21 protein-coding genes are annotated in these 18,079 nt (G+C 64.1%); 10 read left to right on the top strand and 11 right to left on the bottom strand.

Features of this window, described 5'->3' with window-relative positions:
• Positions 1-51: 51 nt before the first annotated feature.
• Together AB4Z37_RS28635 and AB4Z37_RS28630 are read right to left on the bottom strand one after the other, a co-directional pair.
• The gene (locus tag AB4Z37_RS28635; protein ID WP_441520112.1) at positions 52-1,479 is read right to left on the bottom strand and encodes a CoA transferase; all 1,428 of its coding nucleotides are present in this window, start codon (positions 1,477-1,479) and stop codon (positions 52-54) included.
• A 251-nt stretch (positions 1,480-1,730) separates the two neighbouring features.
• Positions 1,731-2,213, bottom strand: a complete 483-nt coding sequence (locus AB4Z37_RS28630) for a winged helix-turn-helix transcriptional regulator (RefSeq protein ID WP_441520111.1) — start codon at positions 2,211-2,213, stop codon at positions 1,731-1,733.
• A gap of 113 nt (positions 2,214-2,326) precedes the next feature.
• Here AB4Z37_RS28630 and AB4Z37_RS28625 point away from each other — a divergent pair, with 113 nt between their 5' ends.
• From AB4Z37_RS28625 to AB4Z37_RS28615, 3 genes are all read left to right on the top strand, one after another.
• Complete coding sequence (locus AB4Z37_RS28625) at positions 2,327-3,205, top strand: dienelactone hydrolase family protein (RefSeq protein WP_441520110.1); 879 nt, start codon at positions 2,327-2,329, stop codon at positions 3,203-3,205.
• A 48-nt stretch (positions 3,206-3,253) separates the two neighbouring features.
• Complete coding sequence (locus tag AB4Z37_RS28620) at positions 3,254-3,643, top strand: hypothetical protein (protein ID WP_441520109.1); 390 nt, start codon at positions 3,254-3,256, stop codon at positions 3,641-3,643.
• A 140-nt stretch (positions 3,644-3,783) separates the two neighbouring features.
• Positions 3,784-4,482: a hypothetical protein gene (locus AB4Z37_RS28615; RefSeq protein ID WP_441520108.1), complete on the top strand. Its 699-nt coding sequence runs from the start codon at positions 3,784-3,786 to the stop codon at positions 4,480-4,482.
• Positions 4,483-4,660: 178 nt separating this feature from the next.
• On the opposite strand, the gene AB4Z37_RS28610 is transcribed toward AB4Z37_RS28615, so the two are convergent.
• Complete coding sequence (locus AB4Z37_RS28610; RefSeq protein WP_441520107.1) at positions 4,661-4,882, bottom strand: hypothetical protein; 222 nt, start codon at positions 4,880-4,882, stop codon at positions 4,661-4,663.
• Between the two features lie 92 nt (positions 4,883-4,974).
• Between AB4Z37_RS28610 and AB4Z37_RS28605 the strand changes: the two genes are divergently transcribed.
• The gene (locus tag AB4Z37_RS28605; RefSeq protein ID WP_441520159.1) at positions 4,975-5,874 is read left to right on the top strand and encodes a helix-turn-helix transcriptional regulator; all 900 of its coding nucleotides are present in this window, start codon (positions 4,975-4,977) and stop codon (positions 5,872-5,874) included.
• 91 nt (positions 5,875-5,965) lie between these two features.
• On the top strand, positions 5,966-6,703 hold the full coding sequence (locus AB4Z37_RS28600) for a YbhB/YbcL family Raf kinase inhibitor-like protein (protein ID WP_441520106.1): 738 nt from the start codon (positions 5,966-5,968) through the stop codon (positions 6,701-6,703).
• Positions 6,704-6,807: 104 nt separating this feature from the next.
• Here the strand turns inward: AB4Z37_RS28600 and AB4Z37_RS28595 are convergent, their stop codons facing one another.
• From AB4Z37_RS28595 to AB4Z37_RS28580, 4 genes are all read right to left on the bottom strand, one after another.
• Entirely contained in the window at positions 6,808-7,566 is a 759-nt protein-coding gene (locus tag AB4Z37_RS28595) for a sulfite exporter TauE/SafE family protein (RefSeq protein WP_441520105.1), read from the bottom strand.
• A gap of 4 nt (positions 7,567-7,570) precedes the next feature.
• Entirely contained in the window at positions 7,571-7,753 is a 183-nt protein-coding gene (locus tag AB4Z37_RS28590; protein ID WP_441520104.1) for a hypothetical protein, read from the bottom strand.
• A gap of 362 nt (positions 7,754-8,115) precedes the next feature.
• Complete coding sequence (locus tag AB4Z37_RS28585) at positions 8,116-8,574, bottom strand: DUF3237 family protein (RefSeq protein WP_441520103.1); 459 nt, start codon at positions 8,572-8,574, stop codon at positions 8,116-8,118.
• Positions 8,574-8,720 carry a hypothetical protein gene (locus tag AB4Z37_RS28580; RefSeq protein ID WP_211968933.1) on the bottom strand — a complete coding sequence of 49 codons (147 nt, stop codon included), beginning with the start codon at positions 8,718-8,720 and terminating at the stop codon, positions 8,574-8,576. Before AB4Z37_RS28580 ends, AB4Z37_RS28585 begins: the two co-directional genes overlap by 1 nt.
• A 286-nt stretch (positions 8,721-9,006) precedes the next feature.
• On the opposite strand from AB4Z37_RS28580, the gene AB4Z37_RS28575 reads away from it, so the two are divergent.
• Entirely contained in the window at positions 9,007-9,921 is a 915-nt protein-coding gene (locus tag AB4Z37_RS28575; protein ID WP_211968934.1) for a LysR family transcriptional regulator, read from the top strand.
• A gap of 108 nt (positions 9,922-10,029) precedes the next feature.
• Here AB4Z37_RS28575 and AB4Z37_RS28570 read toward each other — a convergent pair whose 3' ends face one another.
• Entirely contained in the window at positions 10,030-11,355 is a 1,326-nt protein-coding gene (locus tag AB4Z37_RS28570) for an epoxide hydrolase family protein (protein WP_441520102.1), read from the bottom strand.
• An 86-nt stretch (positions 11,356-11,441) separates the two neighbouring features.
• The gene (locus AB4Z37_RS28565; RefSeq protein ID WP_441520101.1) at positions 11,442-12,125 is read right to left on the bottom strand and encodes a hypothetical protein; all 684 of its coding nucleotides are present in this window, start codon (positions 12,123-12,125) and stop codon (positions 11,442-11,444) included.
• 393 nt (positions 12,126-12,518) lie between these two features.
• Here AB4Z37_RS28565 and AB4Z37_RS28560 point away from each other — a divergent pair, with 393 nt between their 5' ends.
• From AB4Z37_RS28560 to AB4Z37_RS28550, 3 genes are all read left to right on the top strand, one after another.
• Positions 12,519-12,980 carry a (2Fe-2S)-binding protein gene (locus AB4Z37_RS28560; protein ID WP_211968937.1) on the top strand — a complete coding sequence of 154 codons (462 nt, stop codon included), beginning with the start codon at positions 12,519-12,521 and terminating at the stop codon, positions 12,978-12,980.
• A 5-nt stretch (positions 12,981-12,985) separates the two neighbouring features.
• Entirely contained in the window at positions 12,986-15,163 is a 2,178-nt protein-coding gene (locus tag AB4Z37_RS28555; protein WP_441520100.1) for a molybdopterin cofactor-binding domain-containing protein, read from the top strand.
• Positions 15,164-15,239: 76 nt separating this feature from the next.
• On the top strand, positions 15,240-15,647 hold the full coding sequence (locus tag AB4Z37_RS28550) for a hypothetical protein (protein ID WP_441520099.1): 408 nt from the start codon (positions 15,240-15,242) through the stop codon (positions 15,645-15,647).
• 266 nt (positions 15,648-15,913) lie between these two features.
• Here AB4Z37_RS28550 and AB4Z37_RS28545 read toward each other — a convergent pair whose 3' ends face one another.
• Positions 15,914-16,261, bottom strand: a complete 348-nt coding sequence (locus tag AB4Z37_RS28545; RefSeq protein ID WP_441520098.1) for a hypothetical protein — start codon at positions 16,259-16,261, stop codon at positions 15,914-15,916.
• Between the two features lie 68 nt (positions 16,262-16,329).
• Complete coding sequence (locus tag AB4Z37_RS28540) at positions 16,330-16,743, bottom strand: class I SAM-dependent methyltransferase (protein ID WP_441520097.1); 414 nt, start codon at positions 16,741-16,743, stop codon at positions 16,330-16,332.
• A gap of 143 nt (positions 16,744-16,886) precedes the next feature.
• Here AB4Z37_RS28540 and AB4Z37_RS28535 point away from each other — a divergent pair, with 143 nt between their 5' ends.
• Complete coding sequence (locus AB4Z37_RS28535; protein WP_441520096.1) at positions 16,887-17,771, top strand: LysR family transcriptional regulator; 885 nt, start codon at positions 16,887-16,889, stop codon at positions 17,769-17,771.
• The last annotated feature ends 308 nt before the right edge of the window (positions 17,772-18,079 follow it).

Below are 18,079 nucleotides of genomic sequence, written 5' to 3'. Positions count from 1 at the left end.
GTCTTGATCGCACGCCGCCGCCGTTGATCACGCCGGCTTTTTTCAGAGCAGTCAGGTCTCGTCCGCGGCCCATGCCGCGGGCGACGATCCCAGCCGGGGTGCCGGCCGCGCCCAGCGCATCGCGATGCCGTCGATCGCAGCCGGCGGCCGCACCCGGCGGGCCGGGCCCCAGCCCGTCGCCTCGATCGCGTCGGCCCAGTCGGCGGCCGTCTCCGGCGCGAGCGGCGCGGCGTCGCTCGCCTGGCTGCCGCCCGAGATCAGCAGCCGCGCCGTGCGCGCCAGCGACGCACGCGCTTCAGAGGCTTCTCCCGTCCGCAGCCGCTGCGTCAGGCCGCGGATGGCGGCGGCGGCCAGCAGGTAGCCGGTGGCATGGTCGATCGCCTGGTTCGGCAGCGGCGTCGGCCGGTCGCGCGTCATCGCGCGCATGCCGGCGTCGGCAATGCCGGTGCTCATCTGGATCAGGCTGTCGAAGCCGCGGCGGCCCTGCCACGGCCCGCTCCAGCCATAGGCGTCGAGCGAGACGTCGATCAGAGCGGGATTGAGCGCGCGCCGCCGCGCGCGATCGAGCCCGAGCCGTGCCAGCGCGTCGGGACGATAGCCGTGCACCAGCACGTCGGCCCGCGTCAGCAGCGCTTCCAGCGTGCGGCGGTCGGCGGGGTTCTTCAGGTCGAGGCGGGCGCAGCGCTTGCCCAGCACCACCTCGGGCACGGTGCCGGGCTCTTCCCAGCCGAGGGGATCGATGCGCAGCACGTCGGCGCCGAAGCCGGCGAGGAAACGCGTTGCGACCGGGCCGGCGAGGATGCGGGTCAGGTCGAGCACGCGCAGGCCGCGCAGCGGGCGGCCCGTGGTCGGTGTCCAGTGCGGCGGCGCGGCCGCGGGAATCGCGGTCCGATGCAGCAGCGGCTCGGCGTTGACCGCGCGGCCCTGCGGATGCGCGGCCCAGGCGTCGACCGGGCGCATCGCGGCCGCGCAGCCATTGCCGGCGACGATGGCGCTTTCCAGGTCTGTCGCGTTCCAGCTCGCCACGGCGCGTGCCACGGCGTCGCGGTCGACCGCCGTCTTCAGCACCGCCATCGCGGCGTCGCGGTGATGCGGCGCGTTGGTGTGCAGCCGGATCCAGCCGTCCGCGGTCGCATAGTCGCCCGCCACCGGATCCCACGGCGGCGGCAGGCGCCACCCTTGCGGCCGCAGCGAGGTGCCGAACCACAGCGAGGCGAGGCGGCGGTCGATCTCCACGGCGGGGAAGGCCGCGGCGTCCAGCGACGACAGCTCGGCGAGCGCAAGGCTTGCCGCGCCGATCGCGGCGGTGGCGAGTTCGCTGACATGGAAGGCGGAGGACAGCGATCCGGCGCCTGCCACCGTCAGATGCCGCAGCTGCGCACCGTCACCGCCGACCGCCCGCCAGAAGTCGGCAAGGAAATGCGCGGTCGGGTCCACCGGAGTGGTTGCGGACGGGGACAGGGGCGTGTCGTCTGACATGGCAGGCCTCGCGGGCAAAAACGGCGGCGAAGCGCGCTCGATCGCGCGGCGCCGGCAGAGCGGCCCATGATGATGGGCCTCGCTTGATCGCGCTGCAGCCGCGGCGGGGTCAAGATTGATTGTGCCAATCAACCTGTCGCGGCGATCCCACCCTGAACTGCCATGACCTGAACTGCCATACCCTGAACCGCTGTCGCTCCACCGCGGACGGCATCGACGATGTCGAGGATCAGCGGCCCCTCACGGCGGCATCATGTCTTTCGGCCGCCTGGCCTCGTGGTGATAACGGTGTCGATGTCCGCGGGCCGCACGGCCTTTCCGGCCTCGTCAACGAGCGCGACCCTGAGCCGCTCGCCGCTTGCCTTCGAGCGCAGCGTCAGCGGAGAATGGCCGTCGCCGAGCCAACGATCGCCCCATTCCGTCATGGCGATGAACGGCAGGCTCAGGGCCTGCCCCATCTTGGTCAACGGGTATTCGACACGGGTGCGCTGGCCGTCCTCGCGATAGTCGCGCCGTTCCATGATCCCGCTCTCGACCAGGCCCGCAAGACGGCTGGAGAGCACGGTGCGCGGGATCTCCAGCTCCGTCTGGAAATCGTCGAAGCGGCGCAGCCCGTAAAGCGCCGAGCGCAGGATCATCAGCGACCAGCGGTCGCCGATGAGCGCGAAGCTTTTCGCGAGGTTGCAATCGCCGGGCGGCACCGGCGACCGGCGGATCAACGCGGAATCTGTCATGGCGCCCCTTCTATCTGAGTTGCATTTATGGATCTAGGCATGTATAGCTGCGTCCAATAATTGGACCTAAGCGGCGCCTGCCGTGAATTCAACCCTTGGCGGGCGCGGGTCAATTGCACCAGTTCATCATCCGCCATTGCCAGTGTGCCGAAGGAGAAGAGTACGCCATGCCTCACCGCAGCATGAAGATGGACGATACGCTCGACGACTTTGCTCCGCGCGACATCTCGCTCAACGACGTCACGAAAAGGGTCTACGTCGCAGGACACGGTCCGGCTGTGATCGTGATGACGGAGATGCCGGGCATCAGTCCGCATGTCGCACGTTTTGCGCGCTGGGTGCGCGATGCGGGCTTCACCGTCTACATGCCGTCATTGTTCGGTCGCGACGGAGCGGTGCCGACCGCGGAAGAGGGAGTGGCGGTCTTCCAGCACGCCTGCATGAGCGCGGAGTTTCGTGCGTTCCAGGCCAATGAATCAAGCCCCGTGACCAGGTGGTTGCGTGCGCTCGCCCGCCATGCCCATCAGGAGTGCGGCGGCCCCGGCGTCGGGGCGATTGGCATGTGTTTTACCGGGAACTTCGCGCTGACGATGATGCTCGAGCCCTCGATGCTGGCGCCCGTCCTGTCGCAACCGTCGCTTCCCCTCAGAGACCCGGCCGGTCTCGAAATCGCGCCGGACGAACTGCACGCGGTCAAGGAGCGCCTGGATCGCGACGATCTCACGGTCCTGGCGTATCGCTTCAAGGGCGATCAGATCTGCCGCGCCGAGCGCTTCGCGGCCTACGCCGAGGCGCTGGGCGATCGCTTTGTCGCGCGCGAACTGCCGGACGATGCCGTGAACACGGACGTGTCGCCGTTCTTCGCCAGGCATGTGCCTTATCCGCACAGCGTCGTCACACAACACCTGATCGATGCCGCCGGCGAACCGACGATGGCCGCGCGCGACGAGATCCTGGCGTTCTTCACGAAACGACTTGCTGCGGCCGGGTAAAGCGGCCGCCAGCAGGATCACTCCCGGGTATCAGCGGAACTGGACACAATGACCGCCATTGCATTCATCCTCATCGTCAAGATCGCCGTCACCGCCGTGCTGACGGCTGCGCCCTTCCTGCTGACGCCGGAGCCGCAGCTCGCGGCCATGTTGCGAACGACCGGTGATGGCGCGAGGGTCATCTTCCGCCTCTACGGTGTTGCCGTCCTCGCCCTGCTCGTTGGTTATGGCTCCGGCTTTTGGACGATCGCCGAGGGGCGCTTTCCGTTCGGCGTCGCCGCGATGGGGGTTGTTTCAAACGGCGGCGCTGCCGCAGCGCTGCTCATCACCGGCGGATGGCGGCGCGCCAGGTTGGTTACGGCGTTTGTCGCCGGCATCGCCGTTGTGCTTCTGCTGGCCGCGGCCTTCAGTCGTCAGGCGCTGGCACCGTTGTGGTGACGGGGTTGCGTTCCCGCGTGCTGAGGGCGCGCCTGTCGGCAGGACGTAAAAGGAGAATAAATATGATAGCGCAACTTGTGAGATAGTAGAGTGTGTGCTCTAAGGGCCCATTGCCGATGGTGCCGTCTCTGGAGCCGGGAATGGGATTGTTCGATTGGATGAAGCCCAGGAGGCGAACGCTTGGGCCGACCCCGGAGGGGCTTTACGGCGAATTGCCTCGGGGCGCGCACTGGGTCGGCGGCGCCGATCCTGCAGGTCCCCCTCAGCATTTTACACCGACGTCTGAAGCGCTGGTGTTCGATATTGCGGAATGGAAATGGGACGCACAGCTTTGGATCGCTGCGACAGCCACCTTGGCCGGCGACACGGCGGGGTTCGGTCTTGTTCTCGGATTATCCGATGGCAGTCATACGGATGCCGTTGAGGTCTGGGAGCACAAGGGGCGTGCGGGCCCGGCCTTGAAAGAACGCCAGGAATGGACGATTCCGCGTGGCCATCCGACACGAGAGATGGCGCTGGTGTCGCACGGCGAGCAAACGACCCGTGTGCTCCGCAGGCTTGAGCAGTGTTTCGGCTACGAGCCGCATCCGCATTCAGCTTTGCCCGACAAGACCGCGGTGATCTGCGAGCTGGTTATCCTGCGCGGGGTGATCAATCCAGGCGAGGGCCGCTTCACCGCTCGCATGAAGGGGGTGTTCCCGGACAAGGATGGCTGGCCTTACGGCGAGTTTTTCCTGAACGTCAATTCTGTTCGCAAGCAGATCTGGGTCTCGGAAAAATCCGGCGACTACAGGAGCGTGATCTTGAACCGGATATCTCACCCCGGCGGCGCGACATAGGCCTGAGGTCGGCCCCGTCTCGGCTATCGAGACGGGTGATGGTGGAGTTGAACGGCCCATCTTCCGGCAGGAAGTGGCGCCGGCGGCCGCGACCGAATTCCACATCGCAGCGAAATGACGCGAGGGCCCCAACCCGGAAGTCTGCGCGAGTCGACGTATTGAGACGCTGGATGCACCCTCAGGTTTCGGAAATGTCCGTCGGTGCCTTGTCAACATAAAGCCCAATGCTGCCGTTGCTGTCCGGCCCGCGTTTGAGGTCGTTGACGATCAGGGCGGGTTGCAACGCATCGCCAGCGAAGAGTTTCGCAGTGGTACCCTTGACGTCGATGCGGGTGGTGGTCCACTCACCTGGTGCGAAATCGACGTAGGATTCATATTGTGCGGGCGCTTCCCGACACAAGCGGGCGAAATCATACCCGGGATAGGGGTTGTTCAGATCATCCTGCGTCTAGGTCAGTACGTGCGTACACCAACTGCAGTGGTCGTGTGGCGATGATCGTCAAGTCAAAGGACAGACATGTTCGATTGGAGGTCGCGGGCGCGTTGCGTCCGTTGGCCATGAGCGGCTCTACCGAGCCACTTGAAGGTGAAGGTCCTCCTGTCATTTCAGCTTTTGTGAGCAAGAGGCGCGAGACCATCGCGCAACTTGTTATGCCAACGACCGGCTTGGTCGTCATCGTTGAAGGAACGAAGGAAATCAATACAGGCGTCGACCAGCGCATTTACAATGCCGGCGATGCTTTCGTGCTCCAGGCAAATGCTTGCGTCGATGTCATAAACGTAACGGATCCGAATACTGGTTTCTATCGCGCTCTTTTCATCCGTTTTTCGCGCGAATTGATTATTGAAGCAGCGCGCCGCTGGCCGCAATTCGTCGGCCAGAAAATACGCACCAACGAACCCGTTATCAGCCCTGAACTGTGTTCCGCCATTCTTCATGGCGCTGAAGCCTTGTCGCGTCGAGTGCCGGCTTCGCGATATCTCAAGGACCATCGCATCCTCGAGATTCTGCTGATCCTCGCCGAGCAAGGCGTCATTTCCCTCATTCCAAAATATGTCGATGGCTCGGCCGTCGAGGCAGTTCGCCTGCTTGTCAGGCACCGCCTCCATATGCCGTGGACTGCCGCAGGCGTTGCCGTCGAACTCTCCATGTCCGAAGCCACGTTGCGACGTCGGCTGCGTGCGGAAGGCCAGACGTTTCAAGAATTGTTGCGCGATGAAAGGATGAAAGCGGCTTTCACCGTTCTTAACGACCGAGACGCCGACGTTGCCGACGCACTTGCGGCGACAGGTTATCGATCGCGCTCACACTTTGCCCGGCATTTTCAGGAACGCTTTGGTGCGACACCTTCAGCCGTCCGGCATCGAAGGCGCGAGACGGGTCCCGCCTGATCGGATTGGGCGCAAAGTTGACCGGAACCGGCCGTCGGCCGCTTCTCTCGCTCTCTACTCTCCCCGCAGTTTCGAACGATGGGGATAAGAGATGGGAAGACAGGAATATCGAACCCTCGCGGTCGCGGCCGTTCTCGCAGCAATGATGGCCGCTTCAGTGGCTGTTGCGGCAGATCATCTGACAGTGGAGATCGGTGGCCTGGACCGTTCCGGACGCTTGCCCGATCAGGCCGCCTTCTGTCCGCCGGCATCCAGTGCTTTGAAAGATGTCAGCCCGGCGGTTAAGTGGTCGCCTGGTCCAAGGGGAACGCGATCCTATGCGCTCCTGATGGTCGACCCGGATGTTCCGCGGGATTTCAGCCAAATCAACAAAGCCGGCGTCGTCATTACGGCGGATGCGCCGCGCATCACTGTCCATCATTGGGTGCTGGACGATATCCCGGCCAGCATCACCTCGCTCCCTTCGGGCGTCGAAAGCGAGACGTTGGTTCCCCGGGGAAAGCCGATCGGCGAGACAGGACATGGCCGCCGGGGCGCAAACATCTATACGACGTTTCTCGCTTCGAACGCGGAGACGGCCGGCACCTATGGCGGCTATGACGGGCCTTGCCCACCGGTCAACGATGAACGCCCCCATCGTTACATCGTGCGGGTCTTCGCACTCGATTTGCCATCCCTAGGGTTGAGTGGAGCCTTTGATGGACCATCGCTCGAGCAAGCGATGCGCGGTCATGTCCTCGCCCAAGGAGAAGCTGCCGCGACGTATGCGCTGAACCCTCGTTTGAGGGGGCAACGGGTTGAATACCCTCAGTCTGGCCGCACAGACTAAGCGGTTTCAGTCACGCTAAACGCCTCGCAACAAGGTGATCATTTCCGGCCGCGGCGCGCGAACCTCGACGAGATCGTCGCCGCCAATCCCGGCAGCCGGCGGACCTATGCCATGTAGCCGGAAATTCCGTCCCAGAGCAGCTTCAACGAGGTCACGACCAGCAATCCGTAGCAGGCGCGATAGATCTGGCGCTGGTCCAGTTTGCCGTGAAGACGCCAACCGAGCCAGACGCCGACGGGAATGGCGAGAAGGCAAACCGCCATCACGATCCAGACATTGCCGGTCGGCTTTGCCAGCAGCAGCCATGGCAGCGCCTTTGTCGTGTTGCCGACCGTGAAGAACAGGCTCGTTGTTCCGGCATAAATCTCCTTGCGGAGACCAAGCGGCAGCAAATACATCGCGAGCGGCGGTCCGCCAGAATGGGCGACCATGGTCGTGACCCCGGAGGCGAGACCTGCGGCAACCGCCTTCGGCGACGAGCGCGGACGGATGGTCACCTCCGAACCCGCAGCGAGCCACAGCACGACGAAGATCAGGGTGGTCAGCGCCATTACGATCGCAACGGCGCGATGGTCCAGCACCCGAAACAGCAGATAGCCGCAGCCGATGCCGGCTACGAGTCCCGGCAGGAGCAGGACGAGGTCGGGCTTCGACCAGGTCGAGGGCTTCCAGTAGCGCAGCGCGAACAGGTCCATCGCAATGAACAGGGGCGCGAGCAGGCCGCCTGCGGTCACCGGATCCATGACGAATGACAGGAGCGGGATGCCCACGATGGAGAAGCCGCCGCCAAATGCGCCCTTCATGAAACAGATCAGGAAGACGCCCACAAAGGCAATCAGGATTGTCGTGACCGTCAGCTCCATCGGATCATCTCGATATCTGTCGACGCTGTTCACAGGTGCGCCGCGTGCCATGCAGCGGAGCGCTTCCCGGCCCTGTGCTGCGGTTCGTCCCGACAGGCTTTGAGAAAAACAGGCCGGGCAGCACCGAAATCCCGCCGATGGTCAGCCCCAGGAAGGCCAGGAACGTCTCGAGATAGTTCACGTGCATGTTCGGCTCCGTTGTTGGATTGCGCGGGATCGGCCAGTGCAATTCCGCCAACGGGAGCGGTATGCGCCGATACATTTCTCGGTGCAATCTGGATATTGATCTCGGTGCAATATTTCCCGGCCCGTCCTGGGCGGCGCACGACGCGCGTCGGCTTGCCGATGCCATTGGCTCGCGCGTGCGAAATGGACGGCGCGCCTGCCGTCCGCGAACGCGACAAGCGGCAGCATGCTGCTCATGCCGACGCGACAATGTGGCCGGGCGCAGCCCTGGAGGCCGGCGCAGTTCGACCGGCCCGATCTCATGGTCACGAAGCCGGTCGCTGTTAGGTTGCCGCCGCGTGTTGGCGCGGCGACTTTCGTCCGTCACTGCCTGAACGCGTCGACGCGTATCTTGCCCATCGCCAGGTCTCCCGTCCCGAGACTCCAGATTTGCCTCGAATTGACCCAGTCATACTTGGAGGATGCGGTGGTGAGACGCACGTTCATGACGAGATCGATGATCGGTTCGTTCGCTCGCGGCGTTCCAACGCCCTCAATATGCACGGCAATCCGATGGCCGTCTTCGGCCTCAATTGTGCCTCTGCCGTCGAGATCAGCGCGACCGTCGGCCCGCATCAGAAGGTACTCGACGCCACGGAGTTTGCCTGTGATGCGGCCTTTGATGTCTCCCTCGAACGCCACATCAAATCGTGTCCCTTGCAGGGGCACCTTTTCCCGGCCGCCAAGGACCGCGTCCAGAGCGACACCGTGATCTGTCACTCCTGTAATGTTGAGATCACAATGGTAGATCTTTTCGCCACGCATTTCCTGTACCTCAGACATCACAGCCTCCCTTGCGCATCGGCGGGAATCATCCAGACGGATACCGTCTGCCAAACGCCGTCGCCCGCCTGGCGCCGATAAGCGATGTAATCGGCGCCTTCGTCGTGCATCAGCTCGTAGCGATAGGCCTTGACCATCTTTGTCATCGAACTCTCCTTGTCGGTGGCGGACCGCTCACTCGACGTGGCTTCCGCCCTCATCCAATGACATGGAGTGGCCTGTCGGCTTCAGGAACTGGTCGATGTGGAAACGGTCCTTCCAAATCATGGAAGGGACCTGCCCTGCTTTTCTGCCTCCAGTGGGGGCCGTCAGGAAAAGAGACGTTGGCCCAAGGGCTCCTTATCTGGCGGCGATCCAGCAGGCGGCTTCCGGAATTTGCGCGGGCGTGGCAAGATTGGGGCGCGTCCTTCCGGATAATGGAAGAGGATTTCGATGGATCGCCTGGATGCGATGTCCACCTTCCTGGCCGTTGTCGAGGCTGGCAGCCTGTCCGCTGCAGCGCGTCGCTTGAAGACGCCGCTGACGACCGTCAGCCGCAAGGTTTCGGAGCTTGAGGCGCACCTTCGGACAAAGCTGTTCAACCGCTCGAGCCGTCAATTGGTGCTCACCGACGCAGGCAGTTCCTATTTGACGGCCTGCAAACGCATTCTGGCCGACGTGAGCGAAGCCGAGCGTATCGCCTCCGGCGAATATACCGCGCCGACAGGCGAGCTGAGTGTGACGACCCCGGTCGGTTTTGGCCGCACCATCCTCATCCCGATCATCGCGGATTTCCTCAAGACCTACCCGGATATCAAGACCAGAATCATCCCGACCGATCGGGTGCTGAGTCTGGTCCAGGAGCAGATCGATGTCGGGGTGCGCATCGGCACCTTGCCGGATAGCAGCCTGATCGCGATCCCGGTCGGCACGACGCGCCGCCTCGCATGCGCCAGTCCCGCCTATCTGGCAGCGCGCGGTCGCCCGCGGACACCAGAGGATCTGGCCGCGCATGATTGCATCAGCTATGCCGGCTTTGAGTCACACGATCTCTGGACATTCGTGAGGGACAGGGCAACCGTCGCGGTGCCGGTGAAGACGCGGCTGATCGTCGGCGGCGCCGAGGCCGCCTGTGCTGCAGCCCGCGCCGGCATCGGAATCACCATCGCATTGTCCTACCAGCTGGGGGCAGCTTCGGACGGCGCAGGTCTGATGACCGTGCTCGACGATTTCCAGCCCGCACCGCGGCCTGTCAATCTCGTGTACTCGGCCAACCGGTTTCTGCCGATCAAGGTGCGAGCGTTCCTCGATTTTGCAACGCCGCGTTTGAAGCAGGTCCTCGCGGAGTTCAATCCGCCGCCTCGCTAGGTGGAATGGACTGCACCGCGCCCGGCAGCCACGTCCACCGGCGTTCATTCCTCGTAGCTGACGCGAGACTGGCAGTGGCGCGCGGTGCGCGCCCCGTTTGCGGTCGGCTCAGATCGACTTACGGAGCGACTGGAAGGCAGCCCGCATCTCCGCCGTGAACAGCTCGGGCTGCTCCCAGGCGGCGAAATGCCCGCCCTTGCCGGGCTTGTTGTAGTGGATGAGCTTGGGATACGCCTTCTCGGCCCAGCTCCGCGGCGCCTGATAGATCTCGTCGGGGAAGGCGCTGACGGCGACGGGAATCCGGAGCCCTCTGGCGTCGAAGAAGCCACCTTTCGCGACACGCGCCGTGTCCCAGTAAAGGCGCGCCGACGAGATCGCCGTGTTCGTGAGCCAATAGAGGGTGACATTGTCCAGCACGTCGTCCGGTGTCAGCCCTTCGGGCGTGCCATCGAACGAGCGCGCGATCATGCGGTAGCTGCGGATGTCGTGGTCGAGCATCCACGCCGCAAGGCCGACCGGCGAATCGACCAGTCCATACAGCGTCTGCGGACGGCTGTTCATCTCGATCGCGTAGCCCAGCCCGTTCTTGTAGAAATCGTCGAGCTGATCCCAGGCGTGCTTTTCCTCGCTCGACAGGCCGGATGGCGCGGGTGCGCCGGTGGCCAGCGCCTTCGAGACGTCGGCCGGCACGGTCGCGGCCATGTTGGTGTGAATGGCGAGCAGCCCTTGCGGTTGCTGCAGCGCCATGATCTCGGACACGGCATTGCCCCAATCGCCGCCCTGCGCGACATAGCGCGTGTAGCCCAGGCGCTCCATCAGCGTCGCCCAGGCGCGTGCGATGCGCACCGGCGTCCAGCCGGGAGCCGTCGGCTTGCCGGAGAAGCCGTACCCCGGCAGCGATGGAATCACGAGATGGAAAGCATCCGATGCGCTGCCGCCGTAAGCCGTGGGATCCGTCAGCGGGGCGATGACCTTCATCTGCTCGATGATCGAGCCGGGCCAGCCATGGGTGATGATCATGGGCAGCGCGTCGTCATGCTTCGAGCGAACGTGAATGAAATGGATGTCGAGGCCGTCGATCGTGGTCACGAACTGCGGCAAGGCGTTGAGCCGCGCCTCGACCTTGCGCCAGTCATGGCTGGTCTGCCAGTGGCGGGCGAGCTTCTGGATGGTCGCAAGCCGCACTCCCTGCGAGTCGTCCGTCACGGTCTCCGGGTCGGGCCAGCGCGTGGCAGCGATGCGCCGGCGCAGATCGTTGAGTTGCTCGTCGGTGAATGCGACGCGGAACGGACGTACCGCCTCGGCGGTGGTTGCCGTAGCCTGCGTCGAAGGCAGCAGGCTCGCAGCGCCGAGTGCGGCCGCGCTGAGCGCAGCGGTGCCAAGAAGTCGACGGCGGTCGAGATCGATCGCTTCCGTGTTCCGGTTCGTGGACATGGCGTTCTCCAATACGCGTTCAAATACGGTTGAGGCCGGCTTCGGCCCCTGGGCATGGTGCGGGATTTGCTCCCCTTGATCGCTGGCTAGATGGCAGCGAGGCCGTGCAGGTCGAGCGCACTGTTGCGGAGTTCGACAGCGTCGACGGAGCGCTCAAACGCCCTTGCCAGGACGCCTCTGCCGATACTCCCGAGGATGAAGCCGAGCACCCGGCCCCTGAGATTCTTGCCGTCGCGCACGACGATCACGTCGATATCGGTCGTGCCGTCGGGGCGAGGCGTGAACGTATAGGTATGGCCGGATGCGCCGCCCCAGACATTGGAGCCGGTCGTCGTCAGGACCACGCGATGAGGATCTGACCAGTCATAGTGCAGGCGCTCCCAGACCCCACCCGAACCTTCCGTGACATCCGCGTGCGATGCGCTCTTGTGATGCACCTTGAGATAGTCGTCGGCGCTGTTGCTAAACACCTGCGACCGGCCCGGCCCGAAGTCGGTGAGCGCGGCAATATACTGCTCGGGCGTTGAGATGGTCCTGCGATGAAGATGAATTGTTGTCATGGCTTCCCTGTTCGATGGCTTGCGGCAGAAGCTGCATGTGCCCTGCGGGCACGAGCACTGTGCGGGCGGCGTCTTCGGAGACATGGGGGTGAGGCCGGGCAAAGACAGGCGCGGAAATCGGGAGGAATACTTCCAGATCCTGGAAGGCTCCGGATCGAGCGCAGGTCGCAGGACATTCCGGGCGGGATCCGGCCGGCCGTTCACCGGCATCGCAACGGGATCAATGTCGAGCGCACTCGCCTGGAGATGAGGGCGTGCGCAACGCAGCCATGCGGCGCCCCTGCAGGAAGCATGTCGGAGCCGGCGGCCTCATTACAGCCGATATGCGTTTTGTCGTGGTGAGACAGGGCGTCACGAGCAGTGAGCCGCAACCGCAGGTCTCTGCCAGGAGGTCAATACAGTCCATGAAGGTGCGGGGCTGCCGGCGCACTGTCGCATTTTTCTGCCACGGGACGTGTTGCGTTCACGTCGGAGTTGGTGATTGGATAGAAATAGCTGCGGCCGGCCAGCTGCAATCGCCGATCCCGGTCCGCGAATGAAACGAGGTGAGCTCCGCACGCCGCCTCGCAGCTCGGTCAGTATCATCTTCAAGAGGAGGTCGTCATGACTTTCGAGGTCACGATCAACGGAGATCGCCATTCGGTCGATGTCGACGGCGATACGCCGCTTCTGTGGGTGTTGCGCGACGTGCTGGGTATGACCGGCACGAAATTCGGCTGCGGCATGGCGCTGTGTGGCGCGTGCACCGTGCATGTCGACGGCGAGGCTGTCCGCTCCTGCATTACGTCGATCGATAGTATCGGCGATGCGAAGGTGACGACCATCGAGGCGATCGGCAAGACGCCGGCGGGTCACAAGATTCAACAGGCCTGGCTCGATCGGGAAGTCCCGCAATGCGGCTACTGCCAGTCCGGGCAGATCATGTCCGCGTCCGCCCTGCTCGCGAGCAAGCCGCAGCCAACGGATGCCGATATCGATGACGCGATGTCGGGCAACATCTGCCGTTGCGGAACCTATGTCCGCATTCGCGAAGCCATCAAGCAAGCCGCGCAATCGGGAGGCTGATCGTGATGCTCAAGTCAACCGAAACCAAGCCAACCACAGCTGGCCTGTCGCGGCGCAACTTTCTCGGTGTCAGCGCCATGGCGGGCGGCGGCCTGCTGCTCGGCGTGAGCCTGCCGTTCGCAGGTGGCGAGAGCGCAGCTGCGACGTCCGACGCCTTCGAACCGAATGCGTTCATCCGCATCGGCGGCGACGGGCAGATCGTCCTGACCATGCCTTATGTCGAGATGGGGCAAGGCACCTACACCTCGATTCCCATGCTGATCGCCGAGGAGCTCGAGGTCGGCCTGAACCAGGTCCGCCTCGAACATGCGCCGCCGAACGACAAGCTCTACATGAACCCGTTGCTCGGCGTGCAGGCCACCGGCAATTCGAATGCGATTCGCGGTGCCTGGCAGCCGATGCGCAAGGCCGGCGCGACCGCGCGGACGATGCTCGTCGCGGCGGCAGCGCGGCGCTGGAACGTGGATGCCGGCTCCTGCCGGGCGGAGAACGGCGAGGTGCGGCATCCGGCGTCGGGACGCAGCCTTGGTTACGGTGCGCTTGCGGCCGATGCGGCGCAGATGCCTGTGCCGGAAAACGTGACGCTGAAGACGCCGGCCGATTTCAGGCTGATCGGCACGCCGGCGAAGCGGCTCGACACGCCTGCCAAGATCAACGGCACCGCGGTCTACGGCATCGATGCCCGGCCGCCCGGGGTGAAGGTTGCCACGCTCGCCCAGTCGCCGGTGTTCGGCGGACGGGTGAAGCGCGTCGACGATGCCGCAGCCCGGGCTGTCAAAGGCGTACGTCAGATCGTCCGGCTCGATGATGCGGTTGCGGTGGTGGCGGACCATATGGGCGCGGCCAGGAAGGGCCTCGCCGCGCTGACCATCGAGTGGGACGACGGGCCGCATGCCAGGCTTGCGACCGCCGACGTCGCGCGCGCGCTCGAAAGCGCCACGACGAAAGCGGGCGCGGTGGCGCAGAACGTCGGCGACGTCGACAAGGCGATGGCCGGCGCCGCAAGCAAGGTCGAGGCGACCTATGAGGTGCCATTCCTCGCGCATGCGACCATGGAGCCGATGAACTGCACCGTGCATGTCCGGCAGGACGGTTGCGAGATCTGGGTCGGCAGCCAGGTGCTCGGGCGTGCACAGGCCGCAGCGGCCAAGGTCCTGGGGATGCCGCCCGAAAAGGTGGTGGTGCACAATCACCTGCTCGGCGGCGGCTTTGGCCGCAGGCTCGAAGTCGATGGTGTCATCCGTGCGGTCGAGATCGCCCGGCAGGTCGACGCGCCGGTGAAGGTTGTCTGGACGCGCGAGGAGGACATCCAGCACGACATGTATCGTCCCTATTGGTTCGACCGGATCGCGGTCGGCCTCGACAAGACGGGCAAACCGGTCGCCTGGAATCACCGCTTTGCCGGATCCTCGGTGATCGCGCGCTGGCTGCCTCCGGCATTTCAGAACGGCCTCGATCCCGATACGACCGAAGGCGCCATCGACCTCGTCTACGACATTCCCAATTTCCATGTCGAATATGTGCGGGTCGAACCGCCCGGCATTCCGACGGCGTTCTGGCGCAGCGTCGGGCCCTCGCACAACGTCTTCGTCACGGAGAGCGTCATCGACGAGCTGGCTGCAGCAGCGAAGCAGGATCCGGTCGACTATCGGCGGGCGCTGCTCGACAAGTCGCCTCGCGCCAGGGCCGTGCTGGACCTTGCGGCGGCAAAGGCCGATTGGGGACAGCCCTTGCCGAAAGGGAGCGGCCGCGGCGTGTCGCTGCAGTTTGTGTTCGGCAGTTACCTCGCGCAAGTCGCCGAGGTCGAGGTTGCGAAGGATGGCGCGGTGCGCGTTCGGCGTATCGTCTGTGCCATGGATTGCGGCGCCGTCGTCAATCCCGATACGGTCCGGGCGCAGGTCCAGAGCGGGGCGATATTCGGCACCACTGCGGCGCTCTACGGCGAGATCACGCTGAAAGACGGCCGTGTCGAGCAGACCAACTTCGATACGTATCAGATGCTGCGCATCAACGAGGCGCCGGCGATCGAGGTTCACATCGTGCAAAGTGCCGAGCCGCCCGGTGGAATGGGTGAAACGGGAACCTCTGCGGTCGTGCCGGCGATCGCCAACGCCATCTTCGCCGCGACCGGCAAGCGGCTGCGCAAGATGCCGGTCGACAGCGCCCAGTTGAAGCAGACGTAGCGTTTGATCTGTTTGCTGATAGGAACGCGCCCGATTTGCGGCCTTTGACGCCTTTTCACCGAAGGGGAGGAAGCCAATGCATCCGCTGCGCAAACTGCGAGAAACTGGTGGCGCCACGGCCGCTCAGGTAAGCGCGTTGCTTGCCGAAAACGTCGTATTCAACAGTCCGATTCTGGTGCGGGCGATCGCGGGACGTGATGTCGTCGCAGCGATCTTCGCCCAATCCAGCTCTACGCGAGGCTCGGGCGCTTACACGGCCGAATTCAAGCTCGACGAGCGCACGACGTTCTTGCGCTGGGAAGGAAGCATGGACGGTCACAAGATCGAGAGCCTTGAGGTCATCGTGGATGACGAGCAGGGGCTGATCGTGGAGCGCACGATCGCCCTTCGACCCTATCCAGCGGTGAAACTGTTCCGCGATGCCATGTACGCCTCGCTCAAGGACCAGCTGCCCCCCGATATCTGGGACTACTCGACGTCGTGATGTGACCAGGGCGGATTGCGAAACCGGATCGGTAGCCAGCTGCCGAGCTGCGCGCACCCAGATGCTTCAGTTATCGCGTTGGCAGACAGACAAAGGCTGGCGCGCCGCGCCGGGTGATGATGAGAACTATGTCTACGCTATAGCCCTCTAAGGCCCTCCCTCGTAAGGATCGAGGCTTGTTGCTCTCCATCTCTGCCATTGGCTGGCCTGACAAAAGGGGAGGAGAGCAAAGTCAGGCTTCATCATCCATGATCCGCCGATTGCCGTCATTTCCGTCCCGCCGTCACCAGCAGCGTGTTTGGCCCGTTCCAGCCTAGCGGTGCGTCGAACACGGCGAGTTGCCGGCGAATGTCCGCCCAGGCTGCCTCCTGCGCGCCGGGGTCGAGACGCGAAAGCAACGCGATCACCGGCGCTGCCGCCGCGCGCAGGAAGGCGATGTAATCGTCAACCGACGGTAGCCGGAAAGGCGCCTCTATCTGGAATGTCGACACGTCGCTGAAGCCAGCCTTCTTGAACATTTGATCGAGATGTCCAGGACGGCCAAGGCACAGCAGGCCGCCCGGCGCGAACGGGTCGCGCGGCGGCACGCCGGCATGGCGTGCGGCGGTCGCCATCAGTATTCTGATGCACGGGTTCACGTCCGGCCCGGCAAACACCATCGCCGAGAAGCGGCCACCGGGCTTCAGCGCTGCGTGCGTGGCTGACAGGCACAGGGCAGGCTCCCCATCAGCATGAGGCCGAGCCGACAGATGGCGGCATCGAAGGCGTCGGTTTCGCTGAGCGGCATCTGCGCATCCGCGACCCGCACCTCGACAATCGATAGTCCGGCGCTTGCAGCGTTACCGCGCAGCCGCTCGACCAGAAGCGGGGAAAGGTCGGTGGCAAGGATGCGTCCTTGCCGACCGACCCGTTGCGCGAGCGCCATGGTCTGCTCGCCGGCTCCCGCCGCGATGTCCAGAACATGATCGCCAGGCTCGATCCCGGTCAGATCCAGCATGGTGCGCGTCGGCCTGGAAAGCCACGCGTCCAGTATGGAAGCTTGCGCGTCCCACCCTTCAGCGGCGTTGTCCCACTGCGCCTGCACGGCTTCGGTCATCAGGTTTCTGCCAGGCTGTGCCATAGGTTCCGTGCTCCAACGTCATGTTCGCATCTTGCGCAAAGTGGACGTGCACATGGCAGCGAGAATTATTGCGGAAGGGGGCCGCAAAATTGCATAATGAGGGTATGGGAGGGGCGTCCGTGTTCAACTGGGACGATCTCAGATATCTTCTGGCCGTGGCCGAGAATGGCAGCACCCTTTCGGCGGCTCGCGCGCTGAGGATCAACCAGTCGACCGTGCAGCGGCGCCTGTCCGGACTGGAAACCGCTTTGGGCCTTCGTCTCGTGGAGCGTCTGCCAAGTGGCTACCGCCTTACGCCAGCAGGGTCAGAAATCCTTCCGGCGGCGCAAGCCGTCGCCGCAGCCGTCGAGACGTTCAAACGGCAGGCGGCCGAGGCAGCCCATTCCGGAACGCTGCGCCTTACATGTCCCGAGCCGATCGCCATCCGTCTGGTTCATGCCGGCTTTGTCGACCGGTTCCATGAACGGCATCCGGGCATCCGCATCGAGTTCGTTCTGGCGGATCGCTACATCGATCTTGCCAAGGGCGAAGCCGACATCGCGCTGCGCTCCGGCGATACGGAGGGCGATATGATCGGCCGCAAGCTCGCGGATTCGATCTGGGCGATCTATGCCAGCCTCGACTATGTGGATCGCAATGGCGCGCCGCAGTCCATCGTGGACCTGAAGACCCGGCCGCTGATCGCATTCGATGAAAGCCTTGCCAACCATCGCTTGTCGCTATGGCTCAAGGAGGTTGCGCCCGACGCGCATTACGCGGCGCGCGCCAATAGTGTGCTGGCCCTTGTGTCGAGCACAAAGGCCGGCGTCGGTATCGCGGCCCTTCCCATTGCGCTCGGTGATGCAGAGCCGGACCTGATCCGCGTGCTTGGACCGATCCCCGAACTCACCCGCGCCTGGCGTGTGCTGGCCCATTCCGACGCGCGACACCTGCCGCGTGTCGCGGCCTTCTTCAATTTCGTTGCCTCGGAAAAGGATGCACTGGGGCCGATACTGACGGGATGAGGTGGCGCCTGTTTGGGGTCAAAAATCCACCACTCGGCTATAAGCGATTCGTACTTCTTCACCACCAAACGCCACCGATTCTACGCTTTTCATCCGTCGGCTGGTTCTCGCGTTTCTCTCGGGCGGGCTCCAGCGGCCAAATCGCACTATGGAGGGCAATCAGCGGTATTTGGCGCATCAGATCCGACCCAGAACGCCGTCATGGTTCGGTAATGTTGGCAACGGTCCTTTTGGATAGTGAGAGGTTCTGTGAGTGCAGTGCGCCTGCTTGTGGTATTGAGGCGCGTCGGTGGTTGGAACGTCATAGC

It is taken from the genome of Bradyrhizobium sp. 2TAF24 (assembly GCF_052115025.1).
Lineage (GTDB): Bacteria > Pseudomonadota > Alphaproteobacteria > Rhizobiales > Xanthobacteraceae > Bradyrhizobium_A.
The sequence above is the reverse complement of the archived record's forward strand: the minus strand, read 5'-3'. Positions and strand labels throughout refer to the sequence as shown.